Genomic DNA, 14,427 nt, shown 5'->3' with positions numbered 1-14,427 from the left:
GTTGATAAGGGAAAGAGGATAATGAAATGACATGGAATAAAATTGCTCTAATCGGAGCGATGAATGAAGAAATAGAGCTTCTAGTTTCGCATATGACGGATGTTCGTGAAACGATCAAAGCTGGCATTACGTTTCGTGAAGGTACGTATTTTGACAAGCAAGTTGTCGTGTGCCGGACAGGTGTAGGGAAAGTGAATGCGGCGGTGACAACCCAAATTTTAATTGATAACTTCGGTGTCGAAGCCGTTATTTTTACAGGAGTAGCGGGAGCATTAGATCCAGCGCTGAATATCGGGGATCTCGTGATATCGAGTGAATGCATGCAGCATGATATGGATGTTACACCACTTGGATTTCCTCGCGGCGTCATCCCTTATGAAGCGAAATCCATCTTCGAAGCGGATAGCAAGCTTGTTGAGTTGGCTGTAGCTTCGGGTGAAAAACTGTTTGCAGGCAAGGTTAAAAAGGGGAGAGTACTCTCTGGGGACCAGTTTATTGCAAGCAGGGAAGCTGTTGCTAGCCTGTATGATGAGCTTGGCGGCGTGTGTGTTGAAATGGAAGGGGCTTCGGTTGCTCAAGTTTGCTCGATGAATGCCACTCCATATGTCGTGCTGCGATCGATGTCTGATAAAGCAGATGGGTCAGCTCATGTTAACTTTGCTGAGTTTACAGTCCAGGCATCTGAGAATTCGTATAAAATGGTTGAGGATATCGTGAAACATCTATAAGCAAGAATAAAAAAAGCTCAGAATTTCGCCGAAATGGCGGTTCTGAGCTTTTATTTTTACTTCAAATACATCATGGCGAGTTCTTTCGTTTGCCGGTTCTTCTCGGCAATCGCTTGGCGCCTTGGAATTGGCGCCCAAGCCTCCACAGGGTCCAGCCACGTATCTACCAGCTGGACCGGGCTCTTGCTCTGCCAGGCGTCTAGCCACGCCTGAGGCAGCTTCAGCTGTGGCTGCGCCTCCAGCTGATCTAGGATTGCCTGCTCGCTCATGACGAGCCAGAGCAGGCTCCAAGCCCGTGGTACGACACGCCAGATGTCGTACCCGCCGCCCCCGAGCGCTATCCAGCGCCCTTCGCACCACTTGTGCGCAAGGGAGTGGATTAGCTCGGGCATAGCCTTGTACACGCGCATGGAGCAATGGACATGCGCGAGCGGGTCGAAAGCATGGGCATCGCACCCATGCTGCGAGATAATGACGTCTGGCTGGAAGCTTCGAATCGTCTCGGTGAGCACCTCGCTGAAGCACTCCAGCCACGACTCATCCTCGGTGTAGGGCTCCACCGGCATGTTAATGTTCGTGCCGAACGCGTCGCCTTCGCCTCGTTCGTTCACGGCGCCCGTGCCGGGGAATAAATATTTCCCCGTCTCGTGGATTGAAAGTGTGCATACCTGAGGATCGGCGTAGAAGCCCCACTGCACGCCATCTCCATGATGCACATCTGTGTCGATGTACAGCACCTTGGCGCCGTACATCTCTTTGGCGTGCGCAATCGCCGCTGACGCGTCGTTGTAGACGCAGAAGCCTGCGCCCTTGCTTTGCAGGGCGTGGTGCAATCCGCCGCCAAGGTGAAGGGCGTGCGGAGCCTTACCCGACATCACCAGCTCGACTGCGGTGATGGAGCCGCCAACGACCTTCGCCGTAGTATCGTGCATCCCGGCGAAGTAAGGCGTGTCATCAGTGTCCAGTCCGAAACGCGTTGCTTCTCGGACCCAGGCGGCATCTGGCACGGAACAGCTAAGCGCTTTCACTGCTTCGATGTAAGCGGGTGAATGAACCCGCAGCAGTTCGCTATCTATCGCGGAACGAGGAGCACACAGCGCGCTATCAGGGAGCGCGCCGGCTTTTCGCAGCAGATCCACCGTCATCGTAAGACGATCTTGATTGAACGGGTGATTTTCATTAAATTTATATTGAATTTCTTGATCATCATAGATAAAGACAGGACTTGCCTTCTTGTTCATATCCCTATTCCCCCGAATGGACTAACAATTTCGCTTGAAGCCCTAGAAATCCCGCGATTACTTAGAAATTAATACATGAAACGCTGCTGAAAACGAATGCGATCAAACTGTTCAACGGAAGAGATCGGCACCTTTTTGCCGATTCTTACCATAAGACAGTTGGCTGGATGTGAGCAGATTTCTGGGTCGTCCGTAGCGAACCAGATCATGTCGACGCTTTTCATTAGCTTCTCCATCATTTGACGGTATTCCCAGACTGTTAATTTGCTTGTTTCCAAGTCCCAATGCCAATAATACTCCGTCGTGAAACAGATGATATTCTCCATCTGCTCATCTTCGAAAGCGAGTCGAATCAACTTTTTCCCTAATCCAATGGATCGGTAGTCGTCTGCAACTTCTATGGCGCCCAGTTCAATTAAGTCCTGCATATGCCCCTGTGACCAACGCTCAATCTCATCTGGATAGTGAAAGGTGACATAGCCTACAATGGTTGAGCCGTCTCTTGCAATGATGATACGGCCTTCAGGTAATTGTGCGATTTCAATTAGTGCTTCTAACTGCTCCTTAGGTCTGCGGAATGCATCTAATTTCGTATGCATAATAAGCTCCTGCAAGGTTTCTGCTGAAACTGGGCCTTCTAAGATAATTTCAGGTTGATTGGGAGCTGCGCGCAAGCTGTGTGAGTGGTATATTTTGATATGCTGCATAACCTTAGCTCTCCTTTTGAAAAAAAGCATGATGAACGTTTCCTTTTCCGTTAGGTCATAGTATTCTTATACCAAACTTTGGTTTGAATTAAAAGACGAATTTTTAACGTAGGCGAATATTTCCTAGTATGATATAATAGAATATGTCAAAAATCGATCACATTTTGCTTGAAATCGTCAGTAAAATGAAAGCGGTTTACCACGTGAGGAGGGTTTTACGTACATGGATCAAATGAAAGTTGAACTCATTGAAGCTGTATCCACTAATCCTAACATGAACAATTATGAAGAAACACATGCGGCATTTGACTGGAAAGACATCGAGAAAAGCTTTTCCTGGTATGAAACAGGTAAAGTTAACATGGCATATGAAGCGATTGACCGTCATGCTGGCTCATCCAAAAAGGATAAAATCGCACTTTATTACAGCGATAGTCAGCGAGAAGAAGCAATCACTTATGGACAAATGAAAGCGAAATCTAATCAGTTTGGTAATGTGCTTCGAGGTCTTGGCGTTGGTAAAGGCGAGCGCGTCTTTATTTTCATGCCACGTACACCGGAACTTTACTATTCCTTACTCGGAACCCTTAAAGTTGGTGCTGTTGTTGGGCCATTATTTGAGGCTTTCATGGAAACAGCAGTCAGAGACCGTTTGGAAGATAGTGAAGCCGTAGCCATTATTACGACACCAAGTTTATTATTTCGTGTTCCTTATAATGAACTTCCGCATTTGAAGCATGTCATTCTCGTTGGTGAAAATGTGGAGCTAGCTGAAGGACAAGTTGATTTCTACAAAGAGATGGAAAGCGCTTCAACAGAGCTTGACATTGAATGGCTGGATCGCGAGGATGGATTAATTATCCATTATACGTCTGGTTCAACGGGTAAACCAAAAGGTGTCTATCACGTTCAAAACGCAATGGTTCAACATTATTATACGGGTAAAATTGTATTAGATCTTAAAGAGGACGATATTTATTGGTGTACAGCTGATCCAGGTTGGGTAACAGGAACCTCCTATGGGATCTTTGCTCCATGGTTAAATGGGGCAACGAATGTCATTCGCGGCGGACGCTTCAGTCCCCAAGATTGGTATAATACGCTTCAGAAATATAAAGTAACCGTTTGGTACAGTGCGCCAACTGCCTTCCGTATGTTGATGGGTGCCGGTGATGATGTTGTTACTGGGTTTGATCTGTCCTCGCTTCGTCACGTACTTAGCGTAGGCGAACCGTTAAATCCCGAAGTTGTACGTTGGGGGCTAAAAGTTTATAACCAACGTATACATGATACTTGGTGGATGACAGAAACAGGTGGACAACTCATCTGTAACTATCCATCCATGACAATTAAGCCTGGTTCAATGGGCCGGCCAATTCCGGGTGTTGAAGCGGCTATTATTGATGATGCAGGGAACATTCTGCCTCCTAATCGGATGGGGAACCTAGCTATCAAAACGCCGTGGCCTTCGATGATGCGTAAAATATGGAATAATCCATCTAAATACGAAGAATATTTCCGTTTGACTGGATGGTACGTTTCTGGTGACTCGGCCTATCAGGATGAAGAGGGGTACTTCTGGTTCCAAGGCCGTGTGGATGATGTGATTAACACAGCAGGCGAGAGGGTAGGTCCTTTCGAGGTGGAGAGCAAGCTCGTTGAGCATCCTGCGGTTGCAGAGGCAGGGGTTATTGGTAAGCCTGACCCGATGCGTGGAGAGATCATTAAAGCGTTTATCGCCCTGCGTGAAGGCTTTACACCATCTGATGAGCTCAAAGCGGACATCTCCAAATTTGTTAAAGAAGGGCTTTCTGCCCATGCAGCTCCTCGTGAAATTGAATTTAAAGACAAGCTGCCTAAGACACGCAGTGGCAAAATTATGCGCCGTGTTCTTAAAGCTTGGGAGCTCAATTTGCCGACAGGCGACTTATCGACGATTGAAGACTAAAGGGATTCAAGCCTTCTTTGCACCAGATCTATGGTGTGAGGAAGGTTTTTTATTGCGTACATAGAAGCTTTTTGAAATTAAAAAAGACCCGGGTACCCGGGTCTTTCTAAATAGTGATTTAGTTGTTATAGGCGATAGCAGCTGATGGCTTAGATTCGCCCGCATCGTTGACAGCAGTTACTTTGTAATAACCGTTGTAAGCTGCTGCGTAATAATGAAATTCGGTTGCTTCATCAACAGAACCAAGCTTCTTAAACGTTCCTTTTTCTTTGTCACTAAAATAAACATTATACTGCTTTACTTTATCCTTGGACCCATTGGCTTTCCAGGTTAACATCACACCTGCGCCATCAGCTTTGGCTTTTATACCGGTTGGTGCTGCAGGCAGGTCCTTTGTGCTTCCATTGTTAGGTTTGTCGGTTCCAATAGGTTCACCGATTCCACCATTGGAACCTGATGGAGGGTTAGTAGCTCCTGGAATTTGATTGCCATCGACAGAAGGTACGAACAATGAATCTAGCGAGCTACCATCTGTATAGGAGGAACGGCTAGGTACCGATTCTTTCCCCGCCACATCGACTGCTGTCACATAATAACCGATTAAGCTAGATCCAGGGATTTGATCAATAAATTTGGTCTCAGCTCCTGCTAAGACAACTTTGCCGCCCATGAGCTGGAATTTGCCGCGGTTATCGGAACGATATATGCGATAGCCGACGATATCCGGATTCGGACTTGCCTGGAAGGCAATCGTTGCCGTGTCACCGGACTTAGTTGTTACAACGTTCGTTGGTGCTGCAGGCTCTTTACCGTCATCAACTCGAGGGTCAACTTCGGATGGCGCATCATCGTCATAATCTGTAGGCTTATAATTATCGATAGGCTTACGGCTTTTTTCAGGAAGTTTACTCATCGCTACTTCGATTTCTTTGAGCAATTGACTGATCGATTTTTGCCTTTTAATGACGGTTTTCTCTTGCACGAAATCTGCTGGCGTATTGTCTTGCGCCATGTAATTCAGTCCGTTAAATGAACTGATTTTCATCCGTACCATCACATTGTCGACTTCCGTAGGTACATATTTCTTGTTGAAAAGATCAGTAACTAGAAAATCAGACTTAGACGTTAATTCGCTTGGCAGCTTGCCGGATAAACTGGATACGGTTGCCGAGACAATACCATCCGGTTTGGCGAATGTTTTGGTAGGGAATAGGTCCGGTTTTTGTTCGATCGTTCGGTTCATTATAAGTGCCCATATATCTTTGGCGTGATATGTTTGATGCATTTGCGATGATTTCGTCGACGATGATAATTTATTAATCGGTTGATCATAGCCGATCCATACGCCAACCGTGATGTCCGGGCTGAATCCCATAAACCAAGCATCGGCATCGTCTTGCGTAGATCCTGTCTTACCGGAAATCTCGATTTTGCCGTATGATTTATATTTTTGCATTAAATCTGTCGCTGTACCTTGGCTAATCACCGTTTTCATCATATCCGTAATTAGATATGCACTTTGCGGAGAGTAGACAGGCGTAGGCTTGAGATCATGCGTATAAATCGTTTTGCCATTCGAATCCTTGATTTCGCGAATCATAAAGGTTTCATTAAATACGCCTTTATTCGGAATTGAAGCATAGGCACCAGTCAGTTCCCTCACCGAAGTTCCTTTGCTTAAACCGCCGATTACACCGGTCTGCGCATAATAATCTTCTTTTTGAATGGACGTGATACCGAGTTTCTTTGCAAAATCCCAGGAGTCATTAATGCCTACTTTATTCAAAAATATATCGATGGCAGGGATGTTGTAAGACTGGTTTAGAGCTTTTCTTGCTGTCATTAATCCATGAAACTTGTGATCCCAGTTTTCTGGAAGATGAAAGCCTTTGACACCGTCTTTTAGAATAATAGGGATATCATCTACGATACTAGCTGGTTGAATGGCCCCTTTCTCTAAAGCTGGTATATAGGCGGCAATTGGCTTCATGGTTGATCCAGGCTGTCTGAATGCTTGTGTGGCGTGATTGAGCTGCTCTTCGAAGAAATTGCGGCCCTCAATCATCCCTTTAATAGCTCCGGATTTGGAATCGATCATGATGGCACCAACTTGTTCCATGCCTTTTTTGTCATCCGTAGGGGCGAAGTTTTTATCGTTGCTCGATATTTCATGCATGGAATCATAAATTGTCTTATCTATGGTTGTATAGATTTGATAACCACCACGTAAGAGCTGAGTATGTATGCCTTTTAACGCTTCATTATAAGCGGCCTGATTTTTCTTAGGATCAAGATCAGGCTTCTGGATCTTCAACAAAATTTCGGCTGCTTCCTTTTCTGTTTCAATCATTAGGTATGGATAAGTCGTATAAGCCTTCTGAGCCGTAGGGGGCATGGAAGCTTTGAGATCAAATTTAAGGGCTTCTTGGTACTGTTCATTCGTAATTTTCTTTTCTTCCAGCATCCGTTTGAGTACTAGTTGTTCACGCGTAACCGCTTTTTTGAAACCATCTTCATCAAATTCGGGCTTACTCGTGAAGGCGGAGTACTGCGATGGGGACTGCGGCAGACCTGCTAAGTAAGCAGCTTGAGCAACGTTTAACTTATCCAGGTCGTCGATGTTGAAGAGGCCTTTGGCAGCTGCTTTAATTCCATAAAGATTATAGCCTGTCGCGCCATTGCCATAAGGAATTTTGTTCAAATAAGCGAGCAAAATTTCATCCTTGGACATTAGGCGTTCCATACGCAGCGCGAGCAGCAGCTCTCTTGCTTTACGGCCATCATCACGGTCTAGTGTAAGAAATACACGTCTGGCAAGCTGTTGCGTAATCGTACTGCCGCCTGTTTGAACTTCTTCGTTCAGCAGCTTCTGTGTTACTGCGCGATAAAGTCCGCGGATATCGATCCCGCGATGGTTGTAGAAGTCTTTGTCTTCGATGGCAAGGACAGCGTCTAACAGAAGTTGCGGAATGTCATCTAGCTGAGCGAGACGACGGTCTTCTTCAGTTCGCAATTGCCCTATGACGGTATCGTCATTGAAGTAAGCAAAGCCTGTGACTGCATTTTCCTGCATCTGCTGGCGTATGGATTCTTCGGTGCGTACAGGATCTTTTTTGACTAAGGCACTTACATACCCAAATGCCGCGGATCCACCGACTATTCCCGCCAAGAAAGCACTAATGATGGTCCATTTTAAGGTAATCCAAGTTACTTTGAATGTAGTCCTCACCCAAGGGCGATTCCATTTAGCGAAAAAATTGCGCATAAGTTCCAATATCCTCCTTACATGAACCCTAATAGTATACCATAACTGCACCTTTTGCGGTAATGATGAAGCGAAGAAACGATGCCGACATGGTTTGACAACACCTAGAAACATGTGATAAATTTTTATCAAATGCGTTGAAAGATCAGCAGTAGGTAGCTTGTGGATGCTTTCAGAGAGCCGGTGGATGGTGCGAACCGGTACCTGCAGGTTAGTGAATTACGGTCTTGAGCAGTGAATGGGAACCTGCAGCAACTTCGGCTGCACAAGTAGTATTTGCCGATTAAACCCCGTTAAAGGTTCTTGAGTGAAAATAGCTAGCCGTGCACATAACACTTGTTATAGATGTACGTAACTACTGTTTTAATTAGGGTGGTACCGCGAGTCAAGTCTTCTCGTCCCTTTGTGGATAAGAAGGCTTTTTTTGTATGTTTAAGAAAAAAGGAGATGGATGAACATGGATATTTTGAAGGATTTGGAGTTTCGCGGTCTGCTTCATCAAATCACGGATCGAGAGGGCTTGGACAAAAAGCTTAACGAGGAGCGTGTTACGCTTTATTGCGGCTTTGACCCGACTGCGGACAGCTTGCATATCGGCAGCTTGCTGCCCATTCTTACGCTGAGACGCTTTCAGCTCGCAGGTCATGTTCCATTGGCACTGGTTGGCGGGGGAACAGGTCTAATTGGTGATCCTAGCGGAAAAGCTAATGAGCGAACACTTAACGGACCTGAAGTTGTCGAGGCTTGGTCGCAAAGCATCAAAAATCAGTTATCACGCTTTCTCGACTTCTCCACTGAAATTGAAAATAGTGCAGAGCTTGTCAACAATTACGATTGGCTTGGATCGCTGAACGTCATCGAATTTCTTCGTGATGTAGGCAAAAACTTTACTGTCAATTACATGTTGGCAAAGGATTCTGTTGATTCTCGTATCTCCAAAGGGATTTCTTTCACAGAGTTCAGCTATATGATCCTGCAATCTTACGATTTCCTGAAGCTCAATGAAACGAAAAATTGCTCTGTGCAAATTGGCGGAAGTGACCAATGGGGTAATATTACGGCTGGTCTTGAGCTTATCGGTAAATCCTCAGATAAACGTGCTTACGGGGTAACCTTGCCGCTTGTGACAAAGAGTGATGGTCAAAAGTTCGGAAAGACAGAGGGCGGAGCAATTTGGTTGGATGCTAGCAAAACATCTCCTTACCAGTTCTACCAATTCTGGTTGGGCACAGCCGACAATGATGTCATCCGTTTCCTAAAGTATTTTACTTTCGTTTCTCATGAGGAAATCCAACGTCTTGAGGAAGAAGTACAGGCTCAGCCAGAGAAGAGAGAGGCTCAGAAATTACTTGCTCGCGAAGTTACGAAGCTTGTACACGGTGTAGAAGCGTTAGAAAGTGCTCTTAACATTACAACAGCTTTATTCAGTGGCAATATTCAGGAGCTTTCTCGTACGGAGATTGAAGAAGCGTTTAAGGATGTCCCATCTGCAACCATAGATCAAGACGACATTGCGTTGGTTGATTTGCTGATTTCTGTAGGAGCGGCACCATCCAAACGTCAAGCGCGTCAAGATATTGAGAGCGGAGCTGTCACGGTCAATGGCGTTAAAGTAACGCAATTCGATGCAGTTACCAGAGATTTGGGTAGGCTCGGAGAGTCTTACATCATTATTCGCCGCGGTAAAAAGAATTACTACCTTGTACAGTTTGCTTAACAAAAAAATAAGCCCCTCAGGGAAATCCCTGAGGGGCTTGCTTTTATTAACGGCTGTAGAACTCGACGATTTGTTTCTCGTCAATTTCTTGTGGAAGCTCAGAACGTTCTGGCAAACGAATGTACTTGCCTTCTACGCTTGCGTCGTTGAACTCAAGGTAAGTTGGCAGGTAGTTACGGTTAGCTAGAGCTTCTTTCACTGCGGAAAGACCTTTGCTTCTTTCACGAAGAGCAATAACGTCACCCGTAGATACGATGTAAGAAGCGATATCTACTTTTTTGCCGTTCACAGTTACGTGACCGTGAGCAACTAGTTGACGCGCGCCTGCGCGGGAGTTGGAAAGACCAAGACGGTAAACCAGATTGTCCAAACGGCTTTCAAGCAAGATCATGAAGTTCTCACCGGAAATACCTTTAAGTTTGGAAGCTTTATCGAACAAGTTGCGGAATTGTTTCTCGTTCAAACCGTACATGTGACGAAGCTTTTGTTTTTCATTTAATTGAACGCCATAGCCGCTCATTTTTTTACGTTGTCCTGGGCCATGCTGACCTGGAGGGAATGGGCGTTTCAAGTCTTTACCGTTACCACTCAAAGAAATACCAACACGACGGCTTAATTTAAATTTAGGTCCTGTATAACGTGACATTTAGGAAAAACTCCTTCTTTTCAACAATTAGTTTAGTAGATAGCATCTAGATGTCAGGGTGAAGACAAGTGCCTGGTTTTGCTTACGAATCATATTGTGATTCCCTGACAAGAGTAGTTCAGCCGCTGTCTTGGCAGGAGCAAAAGCAGTGAGGGTGATCACAAATGGCATTCACCGAAATCATGTTGTTACTCGACTTCTAATTTTATTAAAAACAGGGGCATGTGTCAAGTCTCAATCCTTTAAAGTGATTCTAAAATATCGTGCAATAAGCATGGAAAAATAGTATGATATATGAGGTAAGATTTAGCCTGGTTCAATAGTACTACAGTTTGTTGGTGAAGGAGAGCCTATGAGTGAATCACTTCGTAGTATGAAACAACATAGTCGTGCAGAACACTTCGAAGAGTTTCTTCGGCAAGGACTTGTTCTTTCTAGCAACTTTTCCTATTGGGAATCCAATTGTCATCATGTAGTGCTAGATGCTTTTGATGAGTGGAATCACCAATTCGGGCAAGCGATGCTACCGCCTCAAACCGCACTGCTATGCGTGGATACGGATCTGAAAGTGGTTAAGGCTTGCTCCCATGGTACACTTCTGACTGATGAATTGCTGCAGGTAGGAGCATCATGGAGCTATGCTGAACGCAATGACAATCCGTTGGCACGATGTGCTGAGAATCCCAAAATGCATATAATGACTAGCGAAGTTATGAGTGCAAAAGAACTGAAGTCCGTTTTGGCTGCTTCGATTCCAGTCCTAGATCCACAAGGGATTCCAATTTTATACTTGGGACTATTTTCCCATACACTTGAAGAAGCAGACGAACTTACACAATTATTTTATATACTTTCCCTTTCCTTACAAGGCAGTGTGCAGAGCGTAGAGGATCGTCGTAAATACGACCATTTGTTTATGCAGCATCTAAATAGGGAACTTGAGTTTAAGAAGCATGATATTTTATTTGAGGCTTCTAAGAAGCTGCATGCCAAAATCGATGTCGATTCGGTGTTGACCGAAGTCATTGAGTGCATGCATAGCGTTTACCCCAATATGCAAGTAGATTTATTGCTTTCACAAGATAATGACTCTAAGAATCTATCAGTGAAGCCCTTGAATTTCCAAAGTACGGAGGATGACATTCGAACACGCGCTTTTATGGAAGGGCATGTGATATTTGAACCTTCATCCGAGAAAAGTGGTCCAAGTACAGGTCATATAGCAGCTCCATTATCAGGCAAACAAGGTGTTTATGGTGTTTTATACATGACGTCTAAGAGCGATTTGATTCACGCTTCGGATTTGCAATTCATATCCTTGCTTGCTGATACAGCTGGGTCTGCTTTTGAAAACGCTAAATTGTATGAACAATCCAATTTAATGATTAACGAGCTTCGACTTATTAATGAAATCACCAAGCAGTTAAATCAGAGCTTGCGTTTAAACGAAATCTTTAACTCAGCATCTAGCGAGATTTTAAGTATTTTCGGAGCGGACTACAGTTGTATTCTGCAAGCGGATAAAAATAGTGAGAATTTAATCGTACAAGCGACTAATTTGCCTGCGATGTTTCATGAGACCTTTACCGTAGATCAAGGCTTTTCTGGCGTCGTTTATACTTCCAAAGAACCGATTATTATTTCGGATTATTGGAGCAATGACAAGATCCAGTCAAAGCTGATGCAGTTAACCAACTCCAGATCACTTATTGGTTCTCCGATTCTCGTTAATGGACAAGTTGAGGGAGTTATTCTAGTCGTGCATAGCAAGCCCAATTTCTTCTCCTATGATAACTACAAATTGCTGCAGGTTCTTTCGGGGCATATTGGTCTTGCCATGACGAATGCTTCTCTGCATGCTGAAGTAAAACGAATGGTTATTACAGACAATTTGACAGGACTATATGTACGTCATTATTTGGATGAACAGGCTAACTCGATGCAAAAGAAGGACTTCTGCGGCTCACTCATTGTTGTTGATATAGACAATTTCAAACGGGTTAATGATACCTACGGTCATCAGGTTGGCGATAAAATCTTGATCCAGGTAAGTCAAATTATTAAAACTAGTATTAGGGATAGTGATATTGCAGCAAGGTGGGGCGGGGAAGAGCTTGCGGTCTATTTACCCCAAGTGGCCAAGTCTCAAACGATTCGAATCGCAGAACGTATTCGTGTTCGTGTTCTAGAGGAAACTAATCCGCAAGTAACCGTTTCCTGTGGTGTTTCGGATTGGAATTGGGAAGAAGATAAGATTAGTGTAGAATCACTGTTCTATCGTGCTGATATGGCTCTCTATCAAGCTAAAAATAATGGTCGCAACCAAATTCGAATCGGATAGTAAAAGCACTTGTCTAAGGACAGGTGCTTTTGCTTCATTCTAACACGTTTACATCAAGAACATGGCTATCCAACCTGCAAATCATGTCGAAAAAAGGTTATCAAATCTAATAAATTTCCGTAGGTAGGGTAAACTATGTGACGGATAGAAATAGGATAGGGTTCTTCACTGTTGTATAACTAGATAACTCCTTAATTTTCTCTTCCTGAACCTTCTGTAAAATGTTACAATGGTTTGGTCTAAGGGAAGGATGGTCGAAATTTGTCGGTGTTAAACAGAAATAGAAAACACATTTTGTTAGTTTTTTTTATTTGTATTTTGCTCGTTGCCCTAATTGCCTTTTTATTTTATAACCCTACAGGCATTAAACTTACTCACAGTAATATGCGACAGCTATCTGAACATTTAAGGGACTTAGGTTGGCCCGGTAAAATCATCGGAATGGCTTTAATTTTTTTTCAAACGTTCTTTCCGTTTATTCCGTTTGTTGTAGTAGCAGGTACGAATGTTGCTATTTTCGGTATTAAAATAGGGTTTCTTGTTAATTACATAATGTCTTGTTTGGGAGCCGTTGCTTCTTTTTATTTTGCTCGTTATTATGGACATGCATGGGTAGAGAAAAAGCTCGAGCGATTCCCGTTAGTGACGCAGTTTAGCAAGCGGATGGAGAAGCGTGGATTCCTATATGTCCTTCTAGGCAGATTGATTCCAATTTTACCTTCGTCGGCGATTAATTTTGGTGCGGGGCTAACTCGAATGCGGTTTACTTATTTTCTATGGGGTACCTTGATGGGCAAACTGCCAATCGTATTTCTGGAATCGATGATTGCGCATGATTTATTTCATTTCCAGAAGTATAAGGGAAGACTGCTTTTGTTGCTCGGTATTTTTGTTGTTTTAATTCTACTGGGGAACGGTGTGAAGAAAGCCATTGCAGCAAAGACGAAGTAAAGCGCTTCACTTGGAGAATGAAGGAAATTTTTAGTTGCGTTAAGTAACCTTTCCAAGTTATCATATAGGGAGCAAGGCGACCAATTCAGATGCGAATAAATGGAGGAATGAAATATGCCAAGTGCTAATAATGCCGCAATTGTTGAAATTTCACAAACAGCTAATAAATTCAGATCGTCAATCGTTCTCCAATATGATAATAAGTACATCGATGTAAAAAGTATTTTAGGTTTGTTTACTACATTGCTTAGCTCCAGCAACTATGATCTCCATGTTCATGGGCCGGATGCCGAAGAAGCGAAAGTCGCTATGGCTGAAGTATTTGCTAAGCACAATTTGGGCGTAAACGTTGTTCAAGAATAGAGTTCATACTTAAAGAAGGTACTCTCAGAATCTCTGAGGGTACCTTCTCTTGTATATTGATCCAATTTCGCTTAATATAGATCATATAAGGACGGATGACTATGCGTATAGGGGGAAGTTGGGAATGTCTTCATCTGATCTATTGCTGGACATGAATCAAAAAGCGCTTAATCTTCTCCAAGAAGATGCAGATAAAATCGAAAAACTAATCGAAGTACAAATGGAGAATTTGACAACGCGTCAATGTCCGCTGTATGAAGAAGTTTTAGATACGCAAATGTACGGACTTTCTAGAGAAATTGATTTTGCCATTCGAGCGGGACTTATTTCCGAAATGCCTGGTAAACAAATTCTCAGCAAGCTTGAACGTAACCTTGCGCAGCTATATGAAGCGTTGAATAACAAAAAGTAACCCTTCACAATGAGAGCACTGCAAAACGAATACAGAATCTGTAAAAATAGACCCAGTGGCGCATAGGCACTGGGTTTGTTGTATACTGGAAGAAAAGGAAAAGTGGAG

General features: G+C 43.8%; 11 protein-coding genes and 1 other annotated feature. Of the genes, 7 read left to right on the top strand and 4 right to left on the bottom strand.

Annotated features, from left to right (window positions below):
- Window positions 1-26: 26 nt before the first annotated feature.
- Window positions 27-728, top strand: a complete 702-nt coding sequence (locus ASD40_RS08755; RefSeq protein ID WP_057302939.1) for a 5'-methylthioadenosine/adenosylhomocysteine nucleosidase — start codon at window positions 27-29, stop codon at window positions 726-728.
- A gap of 56 nt (window positions 729-784) precedes the next feature.
- Here ASD40_RS08755 and ASD40_RS08750 read toward each other — a convergent pair whose 3' ends face one another.
- Together ASD40_RS08750 and ASD40_RS08745 are read right to left on the bottom strand one after the other, a co-directional pair.
- A complete protein-coding gene (locus tag ASD40_RS08750; protein WP_057302938.1) occupies window positions 785-1,969 on the bottom strand; it encodes an acetoin utilization protein AcuC in 1,185 nt (394 codons plus the stop codon).
- A gap of 68 nt (window positions 1,970-2,037) precedes the next feature.
- Window positions 2,038-2,676 (bottom strand): GNAT family N-acetyltransferase, encoded by a 639-nt coding sequence (locus ASD40_RS08745; protein WP_057302937.1) that lies wholly within the window; start codon window positions 2,674-2,676, stop codon window positions 2,038-2,040.
- Between the two features lie 223 nt (window positions 2,677-2,899).
- Here ASD40_RS08745 and acsA point away from each other — a divergent pair, with 223 nt between their 5' ends.
- Window positions 2,900-4,624, top strand: a complete 1,725-nt coding sequence (gene acsA, locus ASD40_RS08740) for an acetate--CoA ligase (protein WP_057302936.1) — start codon at window positions 2,900-2,902, stop codon at window positions 4,622-4,624.
- Window positions 4,625-4,742: 118 nt separating this feature from the next.
- On the opposite strand, the gene ASD40_RS08735 is transcribed toward acsA, so the two are convergent.
- Window positions 4,743-7,889 carry a transglycosylase domain-containing protein gene (locus ASD40_RS08735; RefSeq protein WP_057302935.1) on the bottom strand — a complete coding sequence of 1,049 codons (3,147 nt, stop codon included), beginning with the start codon at window positions 7,887-7,889 and terminating at the stop codon, window positions 4,743-4,745.
- A 128-nt stretch (window positions 7,890-8,017) separates the two neighbouring features.
- Window positions 8,018-8,295 (top strand) — a binding site (T-box leader).
- A gap of 51 nt (window positions 8,296-8,346) precedes the next feature.
- On the opposite strand from ASD40_RS08735, the gene tyrS reads away from it, so the two are divergent.
- Window positions 8,347-9,606: a tyrosine--tRNA ligase gene (gene tyrS, locus ASD40_RS08730; protein ID WP_057302934.1), complete on the top strand. Its 1,260-nt coding sequence runs from the start codon at window positions 8,347-8,349 to the stop codon at window positions 9,604-9,606.
- A gap of 46 nt (window positions 9,607-9,652) precedes the next feature.
- Here the strand turns inward: tyrS and rpsD are convergent, their stop codons facing one another.
- A complete protein-coding gene (gene rpsD / locus ASD40_RS08725; protein WP_057302933.1) occupies window positions 9,653-10,252 on the bottom strand; it encodes a 30S ribosomal protein S4 in 600 nt (199 codons plus the stop codon).
- Between the two features lie 352 nt (window positions 10,253-10,604).
- Here rpsD and ASD40_RS08720 point away from each other — a divergent pair, with 352 nt between their 5' ends.
- From ASD40_RS08720 to ASD40_RS08705, 4 genes are all read left to right on the top strand, one after another.
- On the top strand, window positions 10,605-12,593 hold the full coding sequence (locus ASD40_RS08720; protein ID WP_057302932.1) for a diguanylate cyclase: 1,989 nt from the start codon (window positions 10,605-10,607) through the stop codon (window positions 12,591-12,593).
- Between the two features lie 441 nt (window positions 12,594-13,034).
- Window positions 13,035-13,544 (top strand): TVP38/TMEM64 family protein, encoded by a 510-nt coding sequence (locus ASD40_RS08715; RefSeq protein ID WP_162251216.1) that lies wholly within the window; start codon window positions 13,035-13,037, stop codon window positions 13,542-13,544.
- 114 nt (window positions 13,545-13,658) lie between these two features.
- Entirely contained in the window at window positions 13,659-13,907 is a 249-nt protein-coding gene (locus ASD40_RS08710; RefSeq protein ID WP_029195595.1) for an HPr family phosphocarrier protein, read from the top strand.
- Window positions 13,908-14,031: 124 nt separating this feature from the next.
- Window positions 14,032-14,319 carry a YlaN family protein gene (locus ASD40_RS08705; RefSeq protein WP_056833125.1) on the top strand — a complete coding sequence of 96 codons (288 nt, stop codon included), beginning with the start codon at window positions 14,032-14,034 and terminating at the stop codon, window positions 14,317-14,319.
- Window positions 14,320-14,427 lie beyond the last annotated feature (108 nt).

It is taken from the genome of Paenibacillus sp. Root444D2 (genome assembly GCF_001426375.1).
Taxonomy (GTDB): domain Bacteria; phylum Bacillota; class Bacilli; order Paenibacillales; family NBRC-103111; genus Paenibacillus_E.
The sequence above is the reverse complement of the archived record's forward strand: the minus strand, read 5'-3'. Positions and strand labels throughout refer to the sequence as shown.